The 14,375-nt window shown below is 67.0% G+C and carries 18 protein-coding genes; 12 read left to right on the top strand and 6 right to left on the bottom strand.

Annotated elements, in window-relative coordinates; all coding sequences use genetic code 11:
- Positions 1-57: 57 nt before the first annotated feature.
- Positions 58-231: a hypothetical protein gene (locus WDM91_21295; protein ID MEI9997145.1), complete on the bottom strand. Its 174-nt coding sequence runs from the start codon at positions 229-231 to the stop codon at positions 58-60.
- A gap of 32 nt (positions 232-263) precedes the next feature.
- Positions 264-437 carry a hypothetical protein gene (locus WDM91_21300; protein MEI9997146.1) on the bottom strand — a complete coding sequence of 58 codons (174 nt, stop codon included), beginning with the start codon at positions 435-437 and terminating at the stop codon, positions 264-266.
- Between the two features lie 215 nt (positions 438-652).
- On the opposite strand from WDM91_21300, the gene WDM91_21305 reads away from it, so the two are divergent.
- Positions 653-1,954, top strand: coding sequence for an MFS transporter (locus tag WDM91_21305; protein ID MEI9997147.1), 1,302 nt, complete (start codon positions 653-655; stop codon positions 1,952-1,954).
- On the opposite strand, the gene WDM91_21310 is transcribed toward WDM91_21305, so the two are convergent.
- The gene (locus WDM91_21310) at positions 1,933-2,592 is read right to left on the bottom strand and encodes a Crp/Fnr family transcriptional regulator (GenBank protein MEI9997148.1); all 660 of its coding nucleotides are present in this window, start codon (positions 2,590-2,592) and stop codon (positions 1,933-1,935) included. The two genes, WDM91_21305 and WDM91_21310, sit on opposite strands and share 22 nt — an antisense overlap.
- A 79-nt stretch (positions 2,593-2,671) precedes the next feature.
- Between WDM91_21310 and WDM91_21315 the strand changes: the two genes are divergently transcribed.
- Positions 2,672-3,502: a TauD/TfdA family dioxygenase gene (locus WDM91_21315; protein MEI9997149.1), complete on the top strand. Its 831-nt coding sequence runs from the start codon at positions 2,672-2,674 to the stop codon at positions 3,500-3,502.
- On the opposite strand, the gene WDM91_21320 is transcribed toward WDM91_21315, so the two are convergent.
- Together WDM91_21320 and WDM91_21325 are read right to left on the bottom strand one after the other, a co-directional pair.
- Positions 3,499-4,569: a 50S ribosomal protein L11 methyltransferase gene (locus WDM91_21320; GenBank protein ID MEI9997150.1), complete on the bottom strand. Its 1,071-nt coding sequence runs from the start codon at positions 4,567-4,569 to the stop codon at positions 3,499-3,501. The two genes, WDM91_21315 and WDM91_21320, sit on opposite strands and share 4 nt — an antisense overlap.
- A 40-nt stretch (positions 4,570-4,609) precedes the next feature.
- Positions 4,610-5,521 carry a hypothetical protein gene (locus WDM91_21325; GenBank protein MEI9997151.1) on the bottom strand — a complete coding sequence of 304 codons (912 nt, stop codon included), beginning with the start codon at positions 5,519-5,521 and terminating at the stop codon, positions 4,610-4,612.
- A 249-nt stretch (positions 5,522-5,770) separates the two neighbouring features.
- On the opposite strand from WDM91_21325, the gene fabD reads away from it, so the two are divergent.
- The 10 genes from fabD (at position 5,771) to WDM91_21375 (ending at position 13,134) form a co-directional block, all read left to right on the top strand.
- Positions 5,771-6,718, top strand: a complete 948-nt coding sequence (gene fabD / locus WDM91_21330; protein MEI9997152.1) for an ACP S-malonyltransferase — start codon at positions 5,771-5,773, stop codon at positions 6,716-6,718.
- Between the two features lie 57 nt (positions 6,719-6,775).
- Positions 6,776-7,522 carry a 3-oxoacyl-[acyl-carrier-protein] reductase gene (gene fabG, locus WDM91_21335; GenBank protein MEI9997153.1) on the top strand — a complete coding sequence of 249 codons (747 nt, stop codon included), beginning with the start codon at positions 6,776-6,778 and terminating at the stop codon, positions 7,520-7,522.
- 150 nt (positions 7,523-7,672) lie between these two features.
- On the top strand, positions 7,673-7,912 hold the full coding sequence (locus WDM91_21340) for an acyl carrier protein (GenBank protein ID MEI9997154.1): 240 nt from the start codon (positions 7,673-7,675) through the stop codon (positions 7,910-7,912).
- Positions 7,913-7,935: 23 nt separating this feature from the next.
- Complete coding sequence (gene fabF / locus WDM91_21345; protein MEI9997155.1) at positions 7,936-9,195, top strand: beta-ketoacyl-ACP synthase II; 1,260 nt, start codon at positions 7,936-7,938, stop codon at positions 9,193-9,195.
- Positions 9,196-9,252: 57 nt separating this feature from the next.
- Positions 9,253-9,621: a type II toxin-antitoxin system RelE/ParE family toxin gene (locus WDM91_21350; protein ID MEI9997156.1), complete on the top strand. Its 369-nt coding sequence runs from the start codon at positions 9,253-9,255 to the stop codon at positions 9,619-9,621.
- On the top strand, positions 9,618-9,938 hold the full coding sequence (locus WDM91_21355) for a helix-turn-helix domain-containing protein (protein MEI9997157.1): 321 nt from the start codon (positions 9,618-9,620) through the stop codon (positions 9,936-9,938). The genes WDM91_21350 and WDM91_21355 overlap by 4 nt, the downstream gene beginning before the upstream one ends.
- Positions 9,939-9,967: 29 nt before the next feature.
- Complete coding sequence (mltG, locus tag WDM91_21360) at positions 9,968-10,984, top strand: endolytic transglycosylase MltG (protein MEI9997158.1); 1,017 nt, start codon at positions 9,968-9,970, stop codon at positions 10,982-10,984.
- 206 nt (positions 10,985-11,190) lie between these two features.
- Positions 11,191-12,078 carry a YicC/YloC family endoribonuclease gene (locus tag WDM91_21365; GenBank protein ID MEI9997159.1) on the top strand — a complete coding sequence of 296 codons (888 nt, stop codon included), beginning with the start codon at positions 11,191-11,193 and terminating at the stop codon, positions 12,076-12,078.
- 9 nt (positions 12,079-12,087) lie between these two features.
- A complete protein-coding gene (gene gmk, locus WDM91_21370) occupies positions 12,088-12,717 on the top strand; it encodes a guanylate kinase (protein MEI9997160.1) in 630 nt (209 codons plus the stop codon).
- Between the two features lie 120 nt (positions 12,718-12,837).
- Complete coding sequence (locus WDM91_21375) at positions 12,838-13,134, top strand: SemiSWEET transporter (GenBank protein ID MEI9997161.1); 297 nt, start codon at positions 12,838-12,840, stop codon at positions 13,132-13,134.
- A gap of 157 nt (positions 13,135-13,291) precedes the next feature.
- Here the strand turns inward: WDM91_21375 and WDM91_21380 are convergent, their stop codons facing one another.
- Complete coding sequence (locus WDM91_21380) at positions 13,292-14,338, bottom strand: amidohydrolase family protein (GenBank protein MEI9997162.1); 1,047 nt, start codon at positions 14,336-14,338, stop codon at positions 13,292-13,294.
- Positions 14,339-14,375 lie beyond the last annotated feature (37 nt).

Consider the following 14,375-nt stretch of genomic DNA (forward strand, 5'->3'; position numbering starts at 1 on the left):
AAGGCGCGGAGGGCATTGGCCTTCCGCGCCCAATTCTCAACGCTTGCGCCTGGAGGCCTACCAGCCCCAGCCGCGGCAATAGCGGTCATGGTGATGGTGATGCCAGCCCCAGCTCGTGCAGTGGCGATGGCCGTGATGGCCGCCCCCGATATGGATGGACAGGGCCTCGGCCGGAGCCACGGCGGCGCCGAGCAGGCCCAGCGCGAAGACGGATGCGATCAATGCTTTCATGGTTCAATTCCCTCTTTCAGATGATGGTGCTTTTACCAGCCCCAGCCGCGGCAGAACCGCGAGTGGTGATGGTGCCAGCCCCAGGACGTGCAGTGGCGGTGATGATGCCAGCCGCCATGATGGCCATGCCAGCGGGCTTCTGCGACGCCGGTGCTGGCGCCGATCAAAGCCACCGCGATCGCGGCAGCCGAGATAATCTTTTTCATGGGAGATCCCTCATCAGGTTGGACTAGTCGTCGACGACTCTCCGTTAACGACATTGTTTACGCGAAGTTCCCTGCCCCTCACAGCCCAAATCTTCGGCTTCCGCGCCTGAACGCAGCATGAATGACGCTTGCGTCACTTAGTTTAAATTGCCGCCTTTGCCGCGGAGCGCACGATGCGCATAGTTGGTCGCAACAAGGGCTTGGGGGCAAGGCGTATGGCGGATATCGGCGCGAGGGTGTTTGCGAAAGCAACATGGCGGCTGATTCCCGTGATGGTGCTGCTCTATCTCGTCGCCTTCCTCGACCGGGTGAATGTCAGCTCCGCGGCGCTGACCATGAACAAGGACCTGGGGATGGGCGAAGCCGCCTATGGCTGGGGCGCCGGCGTGTTCTTCCTCGGCTATTTCCTGTTCGAGGTGCCGTCGAACGTGATCCTGGAAAAGGTCGGGGCGCGGCTCTGGATCGGCCGCATCATGCTGACCTGGGGCGCGGTCTCGATGGCGACCGCGTTCGTGACGGGACCGCTGAGCTTCTGCGCCGCGCGCTTCATGCTGGGGCTTGCGGAAGCCGGCTTCTTCCCCGGCATGGTGCTCTATCTGACCTATTGGTTTCCCGGTCCCATGCGGGCGCGGCTGCTCGCGCTGTTCATGGTGGCGCTGCCGCTCACCAATGTGATCGGCCAGCCGATCTCCGGGTTCATCCTGCAGATGGAGCTGGTCCACCGGCTGCATGGCTGGCAATGGCTGTTCCTGCTCGAGGGCGCGCCGTCGGTCCTCCTCGGTCTGGCCGTCCTGTGGTGGCTGCCCAGCACGCCCGCCGACGCCAAATGGCTCAGCGAGGACGAGCGCGCCACGATCGCCGCCGCCCTCGCGGAAGACCCGCCGCACGTCCATACCGGCCTGTGGCCGATGTTCCGCGATCCGCGCGTCTGGCTGCTGACGCTGCCCGATTTCTGCATCGTGCTGTCGCTCTACGGCATCAATCTGTGGCTGCCGCAGATCGTGCGCGGCATGGGCTTCTCGGTCCTCGACAGCAGCCTGATCTCGGCGCTGCCCTATTTCGTCTCGGTCTTCGCGATGGTGCTGTGGGGCCTGTCGAGCGACGCGCGGCGCGAGCGCATCTGGCATATCGCCGCCGCGGCGTTGTTCGGTGCCGCCGGGCTGGTCGGCGCGGCGCTGCTGCATGATCGCATCGCGGTGCTGGTGTCGCTCACCGTCTGCGTCTGCGGCGTCTATGCGGCGCTGTCGGTGTTCTGGACCCTGCCGCCCTCCTTCCTCGGCGGCACCGCCGCGGCGGGCGGCATCGCGCTGATCAATTCGATCAGCAATCTCGGCGGCCTCGTCGGGCCCGGCATGATGGGTTGGCTGAAGGCGCAGACCGGAAACTTTTCCGCCGGGCTCGGCGTGCTGGCGCTTGGCCTGATCGCGGCGGCGGTGCTGGTGGTCATGATCGGCCGCACGATAACCTTCGCCGGACGCGCCGCGGCGCTGGAGCGCTACACGCGGCTCAATGCCTGAAGCCGGTCGCGGTCGCGCACCTGGACGTGCCGGTATTCCCGTGCGATCGCGCCGCGCCGCTCCAGCTCGCGCAGATGCCCGTTCACGGTCTTGCGCGACAGGCCGGTCATCTCGGCGAGCTGCGCCTGCGTGACTGCGACCCGGTCGGTCGAAAGCGCGAGCAGGGCAAGCCGCGCCGCGACGCGCCTGGCGGGGCGCAGATGGATCATCACCCCCGCAAGCTGCAGCGCACCGGCGAGCTGGGCATAAAGCAGGGTGGCGAAGTTGCGCCACACATCGGGCTGGCCGCGCCCGATCTGCGCCAGCACCGCGTCGGGCACGTGCAGCAGCCGCGAATGCTCCCCCGCGATCGCGGTGACCAGGCGCGGCCCGCCGCCGAACCGCGCCGGCTGGCCGAAGAACTGCCCGCGCTGCACGATGTCGAGCAGCCGCGTCTCACCGTCCGGCAGGGTCAGCAGCAGGTGCACCGAGCCCTCCAGCACGCCGTACAATCCGTTGAGCGCGTCGCCCGTGCCGTAGATCCATTGCCCGGCGTCGACCCGCGCCGTCCGGGCCTGGGCCAGCAGGGCCTCGCGCAGGGCGGGCGACTGGCGCGCCAGCCAGGGATTGCGCAGCAGGATCTTGGCATCGTCGGCCATCGCGGAAGATTGTAACGAAAGTGACAATCCTGCAAGCCGGGCGCGCTAAGCTGCGGCCGACAGGAAACCGGAGCACGGCATGGGCACCATCGAGATTCGCAGACATGACGGCGGCTGCGGCGCCGAAGTGCTGGGCGTCGATCTCAGGCATCTGACGGACGCCGACCTCGAGACCATCCGCGAGGCCTATGCCGCGCATGGCGTGATCTTCTTCCGCGACCAGGCGCTCTCCGAGGACGAGCACATCGTCTTTGCCGAGCGCTGGGGCGCGATCGACATCAACAAGTTCTTCCCGCACATCGACGGCTATCCGCAGATCGCCGCGGTGCGCAAGGAGAAGGAGCAGAAGACCAATATCGGCGGCGGCTGGCATACCGACCATTCCTACGACCGGATTCCCGCGATGGGATCGATCCTGGTGGCGCGCGTCCTGCCTCCGGCCGGCGGCGACACGCTGTTCGCCGATATGTACGCCGCTTACGAAGCGCTCGACAGCGAGACGAAAACCGCGATCGCGGATCTCAGGGCGGTGCATTCCAACGCGCATGTCTTCGGCTCGAACGCCTATTACGACAATCCCGAGCGCAAGGAATTCGCCAACGACGCCGCGGTCGGCCAGGCGGTGCATCCGGTGGTGATCACCCATCCGCTCTCGGGCCGCAAGGCGCTCTATGTCAATCCCGGTTTCACGATCCGCTTCGACGGCCAGTCGGCGGAGGAGAGCCGCCCGCTGCTGCACAGGCTCTTCGCCCACGCGATGCAGCCGCAATTCCAGTCCCGCTTCCAATGGCGTCCGGGCTCGGTCGCCTTCTGGGACAACCGCGCCACCTGGCACTTCGCGCTCAACGACTATCACGGCGCGGAGCGCCTGATGCACCGCATCACGGTCGCGGGCGTGGCGCTGAATTAAGGCTCGAGCCAAACCCGCACACGATGCCGGTCGTGGGCGCCGTGGATCGTCACGGCGTCGCCGGCGCGCGTCTCGAGGGGCGCGAGGAAGGGGTGAAAGCGCATCGCCCAGCAGGAAAAGTGCGCCGAGCCCGGTGCGTTCTCGTAAGTCGTCACATCGTCCATCGTCAGGTGGATCCACTGCACGATGCCGTTGGCGCGGCCGCCGGTCGCGCGCAGCGTCGCGCTGCGCCGTTCCGCCGGTGTGTGTTCGGCGCGATCGAAGGCGAAGGTGAACAGGTCCGCCGGAGCGCTGCGCAGGGCGAACTCCGCATCGGTGTTCTTCACGGTGAGCACGGGCGCCCGCCAGTCCTCCATCGCCGAGAGATCGAAGCCGTCGACGATCCCGACAGATGCGTGCTTCGGCAGCGAATTCTCCGCCAGCGCGACACGGATGACGCCGCGCGCGGGGATCACCGGCGCGCCGGGCTTCAAGAGTTCGCGCATCGCCTGCTCCTGCGCCGGCAGCACGTCCTCGGCCAGCAGGTCGTTGCTGATGATCTCGGAGACCAGAAGGTCCATGCGCCCGCCCAGGTCGTGCTCGACGTCGAGCTTGCCCGAGTGCTTGTCGATCACCCGCACGCGATCGGCATAGCCGTTGCGCGCGATGTTGGTGCGCGCCGTCGCGGCGACGATCGGATTGACCTCGCAGGTGATCACTTCGGCGGCGCCGGCGCGCGCCGCCATCATGGCGAGGATGCCCGAACCGGTGCCGATCTCCAGCACGCGCATGCCGGGCCGGATCGCACGGCGCAGCGCCGCGTCATAGGCGCGGTTGCGCACTTCGTCGCGCACCAGAACGAAGTGCCATTTGGGCACGCTGTCGCTGAGGAATTCGCGGCCGAGCTGCACGATGCGCAGATCGGCGGGCGCCAGCGCCATTGCGCGGCGCACCAGGCGGTGCGCCTCGTCGCCTTGCCCATCCCCGCGCATCAGCCCGGCGAGACGAATCATCGCCTCGGGATTTCCTTCGACCTTGCGCAGCAGGGCGGCCAGCGCCGGGGCGCGAGACGGTGGGGGATTGCTCATCGCCAAAGTGTAGCCCATCCGGCGCGCACGCGCAGCCCTGTCAAGCCTTCGCGGACCGCGACAGCACCGCGCTGCCGAGCTGCCGCATGCTCAGCGCGTTGAGCGGAAACTCGAGCAGCACGTGCATCAAGCTGATCAGCAGCAGCACCAGGAAGCCGATCCCATAATCGTAGAAATACAGCCCCGTCGCCGCTGCGCTCGCCAGGGCGATGCCGATCAGCCGCGGCCGCGGAATCGCCGACCAGCGGATCACGTCCGCTTTGATGAACCAGTTGAGATAGTGATAGGTGTAGACGAACGAGAGCAGCCCCGTCACGCGTCCGCCGAACCGCAGGTCCGGCGCGCCGAGCAGCGATCCCAGCGCCGGCGCGACGCCGCCGAAATAATCCTCGCCCAGACGCGCCAGCGCCGGCACCACCGAACCGCGCCAGGGCGGCACGACGACGATCAGCAGCAGCGCCGCCAGATAGGCCCCGACGATGCCGAACTGTACCTTGCTCTTCGCGCGCACCGCGCCCAGCGTCATGAACACCAGCGTGAACAGGCTGACATGGACCAGCGTCGGCAGCAGCACGCCGGCGATGCCGAACGGCACGTCGGCGAGAACCATCGCCAGCGTCGCGGCAAACGCGATGACGCCATAGAGACCGGCGCGGCGCGGGTCCTTCACTGTCGCGGCGATCGCGCAGAGGACGAACAGGCTCCACAGCAGCACGCCGGTCCAATAGGGATCGGCGATGAACATGGCGCCCAGCGCCGCCGCCACGAGCGCCAGTGCGATGCCGCGATGCGGCAGGAAATAGCCGCGGTCGTGCAGCCAGTTGATCTCGGTAAAATAGTGCGCCGGCCCGAGGATGGCATAGGACAGCAGCAGGAGTTCGAACGGCAGGACATAGGCCGCGCCCAGCGCCGCCAGCAGCAGGCCGATATGGATAATGTCGTTGCGGCGCATAGTTGAAGTCCGGGATGCAGGTGCCAAACCTAACACTACAATTGTCATCCCGGCCAAGCGATGCGTACGCATCGCGCAGAGCCGGGACCCATCGTGCCGTCGGCTCCCTGTCTCCCGGCTCTCGCGGAGTTTATCCTCATGCGGCGCTTCGTGCCGACACGAGGGCTCGGTCGGGATGACGGGGGATTTCTTTTTGAGCTCGGTGGAGCTTCTTGCACAAGCGCCGCCCGCCCTATAAACCGCCCCGCCATGACACGCGCTTTCATTTTCCCCGGCCAGGGCTCCCAGGCCGTCGGCATGGGCAAGGTCCTTGCCGAGACCTTCGCGCCGGCCCGCGAAGTCTTCCAGGAAGTCGACGACGCGCTGAACCAGAAGCTCTCGAAGCTGATGTGGGAAGGCCCGGAAGGCGACCTCGTCCTCACCGAGAACGCCCAGCCCGCGATCATGGCGGCTTCGCTCGCCGTGCTGGCCGTGCTGCGCAAGGACGGCGGCCTGGACCTTGCCCGGCATGCGCGCCTCGTCGCCGGCCATTCGCTGGGCGAGTACACCGCGCTGTGCGCCGCCGGCGCCTTCTCGCTCGCCGACACCGCCCGTCTGCTGAAGGCGCGCGGCCGGGCGATGCAGTCCGCCGTGCCGGTCGGCATGGGCGGCATGAGCGCCCTGCTCGGCGCCGAGATCGAACAGGCCGAAGAACTCGCGCGCGAATGCGCCGCCGCGACCGGTGGCGTCTGCGTCGTCGCCAACGACAATGCGCCCGGCCAGGTCGTGATCTCCGGCAGCAAGGCCGCGCTCGACAAGGCGCCCGAGATCGCCAAGCTCAAGGGCATCAAGCGCGCCATGGCGCTCAACGTCTCCGCCCCCTTCCATTGCCCCCTGATGCAACCCGCCGCCGACAAGATGGCGGAGGCGCTAGCGCAGGTGACGATCCGTCCGCTGGCCGTGCCGGTGGTGGCCAATGTCACGGCGGCCGAGACGGCCGAGCCGGAAACAATCCGCCGCCTGCTCGTTGAGCAGGTGACGGCTCGCGTGCGCTGGCGCGAAAGCGTGCTGGCGTTCCGCGGCTATGGCGTCACGGCGACTGTCGAAGTCGGCGGCAACAAGGTGCTCACCGGCATGGTCAAGCGCATCGACAAGGACCTCGCGACGGTCACGCTCGACAGCCCGGCGGACATCGAAGCGTTCGCGAAATCTCTCTGATGCTGCTCGACATCTCCTCTCTCCTGGTCACCTCCCCGCAAGAGGGAGATGAAAGGCATGAGCATGTTTGACCTGACCGGCAAAGTCGCACTCGTCACCGGCGCTTCCGGCGGCATCGGCGGCGCCATCGCGCGCGCGCTGCACGCACAGGGTGCGACCGTCGTTCTTTCCGGCACCCGCGCCGAAGCGCTCGAATCGCTGAAGGCCGAGCTCGGCAGCCGCGCCTTCGTCGCGCCCTGCAATCTGGGCGACAAGGATTCGGTCGAGGCGCTGCCCAAGGCCGCCGAGACCGCCGCCGGCGCACCGATCGACATCTTGGTCAACAATGCCGGTATCACCCGCGACAACCTCTTCCTGCGCATGAAGGATGCCGAGTGGGACGAGGTCATCGCGGTGAACCTGACCGCCGCCTTCCGTCTGTCGCGCGCCGTGCTGCGCGGTATGATGAAGAAGCGCTGGGGCCGCATCATCTCCATCACCTCGGTGGTGGGCGAGACCGGCAATCCCGGTCAGGGCAATTACGCCGCCGCCAAGGCAGGCCTGGTAGGCATGAGCAAATCGCTCGCGGCCGAGGTCGCCTCGCGCAACATCACCGTCAATGCCGTGGCGCCGGGCTTCATCCAGACCGCGATGACCGACGTGCTGACCGATGCCCAGAAAGAGACGATTTCCCAGCGAATCCCGGCGGGCCGCATGGGAACGCCGGCCGAGATCGCGGCCGCCGTGGTCTATCTGGCCAGCGAGGAAGCGGCCTATGTGACCGGCGAGAGCATCCAGGTCAATGGCGGAATGTCGATGATCTGACAACCCGATCAAGGGTTTAACCCTATTGTAGCGGGCGGCGTTCCTTTGTGTTACGAAACGCGCGCCCCATCAAAGCATTATCAGTGCGGGCCCAACCTGCGGGCCATCCAACCAACCCCGGCAGGCACTCAAGGAGAGGCTTACAAGACAATGAGCGATACGGCGGAACGCGTTAAGAAGATCGTCGTCGAGCATCTGAATGTGGATGCCGACAAGGTCACGGACAACGCGTCCTTCATCGAGGATCTCGGCGCGGACAGTCTCGACACCGTCGAGCTGGTCATGGCGTTCGAGGAAGAATTCGGCATCGAAATTCCCGACGACGCGGCGGAGTCCATCGTCACCGTCGGCGACGCCGTGAAATATATCGACAAGACCGCGGCGGCCTGACCGGCCGTCGCCCGAACACCGCCATGCGCAGAGTCGTCGTCACCGGACTTGGCCTCGTCACGCCGCTTGCTTGCGGCGTGGAAGAGACGTGGTCGCGCCTGCTCGCCGGGAAATCCGGCGCGCGGCCGATTACCAAGTTCCGGACCGACGACCTCGCGACCCGCTTCGCCTGCTCCGTGCCGCGCGGCGACGGGTCGGACGGCTCCTTCAACGCCGACCAGTGGGTCGACCCGAAGGAGCAGCGGCGGATGGACGATTTCATCATCTTCGGGTTGGCCGCGGCCAAGCAGGCCGTGGTCGATTCCGGCTGGCTGCCGAAATCGGAGGAAGACCGCTACCGCACCGGTGTCCTGATGGGCTCGGGCATCGGCGGGCTCCCCGGCATCGAGGAAGGCGCGCTCCTGGTCGAGACCAAGGGGCCGCGCCGGCTCTCGCCCTTCTTCATCCCCGGCCGCCTGATCAACCTGATCTCCGGCTATGCCTCGATCGAGCATGGCTACAAGGGCCCGAACCACGCCGTGGTCACGGCCTGCGCCACCGGCGCGCATGCCATCGGCGACGCGGCCCGCTTGATCGCTTATGACGACGCGGATGTGATGCTGGCCGGTGGCTCGGAAGCCGCGATCAGCCGCCTCGGCATCGCGGGCTTCAATGCCTGCCGCGCCCTCTGCACCGACTTCAACGACACTCCGGAGAAAGCCTCGCGGCCTTACGACAAGGATCGCGCCGGCTTCGTGATGGGCGAGGGCGCGGGCGCCGTGATCCTCGAGGAGTACGAGCATGCCAAGGCGCGCGGCGCGCGCATCTACGGCGAAGTGCGCGGCTACGGCCTTTCGGGCGACGCCTTCCACATCACCGCCCCGTCGGAAGACGGCGACGGCGGCTACCGCGCGATGCAGATGGCGCTCAAGAAATCCGGCCTCTCGGTGTCCGACATCGACTACGTCAACGCCCACGGCACTTCGACCATGGCCGACTACATCGAGGCCGGCGCGGTCGAGCGCTTCCTCGGCAATGCCGCGGCCAAGACGTCGATGTCCTCGACCAAGTCGTCGATCGGCCATCTGCTCGGCGCCGCCGGCGCGGTGGAGGCGATCTTCTGCCTCCTGGCGATGCGCGACCAGGTCGTGCCGCCCACCATCAACCTCGACAATCCCGACGGCGAGACCCAGCTCGACCTCGTCCCCAACACGCCCAAGAAGCGTGAGGTCAACGTGACGATGTCGAACTCCTTCGGCTTCGGCGGCACCAACGCCGCCCTGATCTTCGCGCCCGCCGCGTAGCAGGCCGTCTTGCAATCATAGTCCATAGTGCTATAGTTTATAGTTCTAGGGTGACGCATACGGGTCTTCAAGACCAAGTGGTTCGCCCGTTACGCGCGCAAGGAGCGCATCGCGGATTCCCCGCTGCGAGAGGCGGCGGCACGCGCTGAACGAGGTTTGATCGACGCGGATTTGGGCGGCGGGCTCATCAAGCAGCGCATCGGCCGTCCCGGGCAGGGGCGCTCGGGCGGGTACCGGACGCTTCTCGCATTCCGGCGCGAGGATAGAGCGATTTTCGTATTTGCCTTTGCAAAAAGCGAGTTGGACAACATCCAGGACGATCAGTTGCGTGTGTTGAAGGAATTGGGCCAGGAGTGGTTGGACGCGAACGCACTGACTCTCGAAATGGCGATTGCTGACGGATCGCTGGTGGAGATTGGAATATGAAGGCGAGATCGCGGCTGACAGAAGCACTGCTGGAGACGGCCGACGACATGCTGCGGATCGGCCTCCTGTCGAAAGAGAAGCACGAGCAGATCACCAAGCGCGATCTGGGTCGTGTGGAATCGGCCAAACCGATTTCGGCCAAAGACATCCGCGCCCTCCGCGAACGCGCCAATATGAGCCAAGCGGTTTTCGCGCGTTACCTTAACGTCACGCCGGGCTATGTTTCCCAGCTCGAACGCGGCACCAAGCATCCCACCGGCGCCGCTCTCGCGCTTCTGAACGTCATCCAGCGCAAGGGAATCGAGGCGATTCTCTAGCGTCCTCCACCCGCAAGGCTGATTCCACCATGGGCCGTATCCTCGCCGTCCTCGTCCTGCTGGCCGTCATTGTCGCGGGCGCCTTCGAGTGGGAGACCTTCAATTTCTCCGCCCCGGAGCCCGCCGCCCGGAACGGCAAGGAGACCGTGCTCCTGATCAAGCCCGGGGACGGCATCAAGGCGATCTCGGAGAAGCTCGAAGCCGCCGGGGTCGTCAAGCACGCACTGCTGTTCCAGATCGGCGTGCGCTGGCGCCAGGCGACCGGCAAGCTGAAGGCCGGCGAATACGCCATCCCGTCGCGCGCCTCGATGCGCGACATCATGGCGATCTTCATCGCCGGCAAGGCGATCGAGCATAAGCTCACCGCCGCCGAAGGCCTGACCTCCGACATGATCGCCAGGCTGATCAATGCCGATCCGGTGCTGCAGGGCCCGCCGGTCGCGGTGCCGGAAGAGGGCACGCTGCTGCCCGAGACCTATCTCTTCATGCGCGGCGATACCCGCCAGCAGATCGTCGCGCGGATGCGCAAGGCGCAGAAGCAGGTGATCGCCCGGCTGTGGCCGAAGCGCGACGCCGATCTGCCCTACACCACGGTGCGCGAGGCGATCATCCTCGCCTCCATCGTCGAGAAGGAGACCTCGCTGCCGGCCGAGCGCCGCCACATCGCCGCGATCTTCGTCAACCGCCTGCGCACCGGCATGAAGCTGCAATCCGATCCGACGATCATCTATTCCATCACCGGCGGCTATCCGCTCGGCCGCGGCATCCGCGCCAGCGAGCTGGCGCGTGTCACGCCGTACAATTCCTATGCCGTCGCCGGCCTGCCGCCAACGCCGATCTGCAACCCGGGCAAGGATTCGATCGACGCCGTGCTCAATCCCGGCACCAGCAAGGATCTCTATTTCGTCGCAAGCGGCAGCGGCGGGCATTATTTCTCCGCCACCATCGCGGACCAGACCCGGCATGTCGCCGAACTGCGCGCCCGCGAGCGCCTGCAGAAGACGGCCAAGCCCGCGATCCCCGTTCCCGCCACCCCGCATCTGTAGACGTGCGCGCCCGCGACCACATCCTGTCATCCCGGCCAAGCGATGCGAAAGCATCGCGCAGAGCCGGGACCCATTCGGACGCCTGCGCGATGGCTCCCGGCTCTCGCTCCGCCCGGCTGGGATGACAAGCCGGCGTAACGGGGGGGAAAGAACGTCGTGGGAACTCAAGCCTTTGCCTCTGTCCCTCCCAGGTCTATCTTCGCGCCATGACCATCGTCAGCATGACCGGATTCGCCGAGGCGCATGGCAGCCGCGAGGGCACGCGCTGGCGCTGGGAGGTGAAGTCCGTCAATGGACGCGGCCTCGACCTGCGCCTGCGCACCCCGCCCGGCTTCGACGGCATCGAGCCGCCCGCCCGCACCCTGGCCAATGAGCGCTTCAGGCGCGGCTCGCTCCAGGCGGCGCTGACGCTGGAGGCGAATGGCGACGCCAAGGGCCTGCGCGTCGATCCCGCCGCGCTCGCCGCCGCGATCCGCATCGCGCGCGAAGTCGCGGCCGAGACCGGCCTCGCCCCGGCGCGCATCGACGGGCTCCTCGCCCTCAAGGGCGTCATCGTCCAGGACGAGGCCGTGGCGCTGGATGAGCGCGAGCGCGCCGTGCGCGATGCGGCGATCCTCGAAACCCTCGCCACCGCCTTCGACGCCTTGGCGCGCGCCCGTGCCGGCGAGGGCCGCAAGCTCCACGCCGTCCTTGCCGCGCAGATCGACGAGATCGACCGCCTGACGCAGCAGGCCGCTACGCTCGCCGCCGCCCAGCCCGCGGCGCTGCGCGACAAGCTGGCGGCGCAGGTCAAGGACATGCTCGCCGGCGGCACCCTGGCGGAAGACCGCCTGGCGCAGGAGGTGGCGCTGCTCGCCGTGAAGGCCGACATCCGGGAGGAGCTCGACCGCCTGCGTGCCCATGTCCAGGAAGCGCGCGCGCTGATGGCGTCCGGCGACGCGGTCGGCCGCAAGCTCGATTTCCTGTCGCAGGAGTTCAACCGCGAAGCCAACACGCTGTGCAGCAAGTCGTCCGACATCGCGCTGACGCGCACGGGCCTCGCGCTCAAGGCCGTCATCGACCAGTTCCGCGAGCAGGCCCAAAATGTCGAGTAAGCCCGTCGAATGAGTCACGAGATCAAGCGGCGCGGTCTGATGCTCGTCCTGTCGTCGCCGTCCGGTGCGGGCAAGAGCACGCTGGCGAAGGGCCTTCTGGCGAGCGATGCCGGCATCTTCATGTCGGTCTCCGCCACGACCCGCGCGCCGCGCCCCACCGAGACCGAGGGCCGCGACTATTTCTTCGTCTCGCCCACGAAATTCGAGGCGATGGCGAGCGCCGGCGCGCTGCTCGAGCACGCACATGTCTTCGACCACCGCTACGGCACGCCGCGCCGGCCGGTGGTCGATGCGCTGGACGCCGGCCGCGACGTGCTGTTCGACATCGACTGGCAGGGCACCCAGCAGCTCAAGGAGGGCGCCCGCGAGGATCTCGTCAGCGTCTTCATCCTGCCGCCCAGCCATGACGAGCTGGAGCGCCGCCTCAAGACCCGCGCCCAGGACTCCGACGAGGTGGTGGCCCGGCGGATGGCCAAGGCGGCCGCCGAGATCAGCCATTGGCCGGAATACGACTATGTCGTGCTCAACCGCGACGTGACGCGCGCCCTGGGCCAGATCCAATCGATCCTCGAAGCCGAGCGCGCCCGCCGCACCCGCCTGGTCGGCGTCGGCGAATTCGTGGCGGAGCTGACGCGCTGAAAAATTACCTCCCCCATTGTGGGGAGGTCGAAAATCGCAAAGCGATTTTCGGGTGGGGGGCGGTCTCCGGATGCCCCACAAAGTGACGGAACGCACACGCCGTCCCACAGTTACCACCCCATGTCCCTCATCGCCATCATCGGCACCCTTGCCGCGTTGTGTTCGACGATCAGCTTCGTGCCGCAGGCGTGGAAGATCATTCGCACCCGCGAGACCAAGGACATCTCGACCGGCATGTATCTGCTCACCGTCACCGGCTTCGCCGCCTGGACGACCTATGGCCTGCTGCTGATGCAGTGGCCGCTGATCGCGGCGAACGGCATCTGCCTGGTGCTCTCCGCTTTCATCCTGACGATGAAACTGCTGCCCCAGCGGGAGAAGAATGCGGTGGCGGACAAGATCGTGGAGAAAGTATAGCGCCCATCACCTCCCCCTCGTGGGGAGGTCGACGCGCGGACCCCGGACTTGGTCCGGGGGAGCACGTCGGGTGGGGGACCGCTCCATCCGGATGGACCCGCCCCCACCCGAAAATCGCTCTGCGATTTTCGATTTCCCCACAAGGGGGGAGGTCATCTCAATCCAGCTTCACCCGGTACACCCGCTTCGCGGTGCCGCTGAACAGCGCGGCCTTTTCATCGGCGGAATAATCCTTGGCGACGCGCTTGAACGCGTTCCACAGCGAGACGTAGTCGCAGCCGAAGCGGTCGACCGGGAAATTGCTTTCGAACATGCAGCGCCCGGCGCCGAACGCCGCGATGCAGGTCTCGATATAGGGCTTCCATTGCGCCGCCAGCGTCTCCGATGGCGGGTCGGCCTCGTGCATGCGCAGCTTGAAGCCGGCGAAGGGCATCGGCAGGCCGCCGACCTTCACCACCACGTTCGGGCAGGCTGCCAAGGTCTCGATGTTCGCCTTCCACGCCGCGAAGCGCGCCTCGCGCTGGCCGGCATAGGCGCCGATGCCGAGCGGCGTGCCGACATGGTCGAGCACGATGGTCGTCTCCGGGAAGGCGCGTGCCAGGTCGATCAGGTCGGGAAGCTGCGGCTCCAGCAGCCAGGCATCGAACGACAGCCCCAGCTTGTGCAGCACCGCGAAGCCCTCGCGGAATTGCCGGTCGAGATAAAGCCCCGCCGTGTTGCGTCCCGCCAGTGGCCCCAGCACGCCGGCGTCCGCGTCATGCGAGGCGCTGTGGCGGATGCCGCGGAAGCGGCCATGCCCTGCCGCGATATGCGAGCGCAGCGTGTCTTCCACCACCTCGGCGCCGATCCGCAGATCGACATGCCCGACGATCCCCGCGCAGGCGCGCACCTCGCCATAGAGGCCGCTGGCCGTCATCGCCGCGATGCCGTTCACGAACTCCGTCTCGCCGACGCATTTGAGCGCGTCCGGCCCGTCGGCGCGGTACATCGCGCCGCACTCCATGTAGATCGTGCCGCGCACATTGTGCCCGGACCGGAGATCCGCCAGCAGTTCGTCGAGCAGGTAGCGCGGGATGTTCCGGATGATGTCCATGAAGCCGTGCTCGGACGGCGGCAGGTTCTTCAGGATCTCGGTCGGGCGGTCCCACAGGTGATGATGCGGATCGACGATCGGCAGATCGGGTTCGAGAATGGTCTCGGGCATGTGCAACGTCCTCCCAGCTTGTCATCCCCGGCGAGCT

Origin of the sequence: Rhizomicrobium sp. (genome assembly GCA_037200385.1) — a bacterium.
Taxonomy (GTDB): Bacteria; Pseudomonadota; Alphaproteobacteria; order Micropepsales; family Micropepsaceae; genus Rhizomicrobium.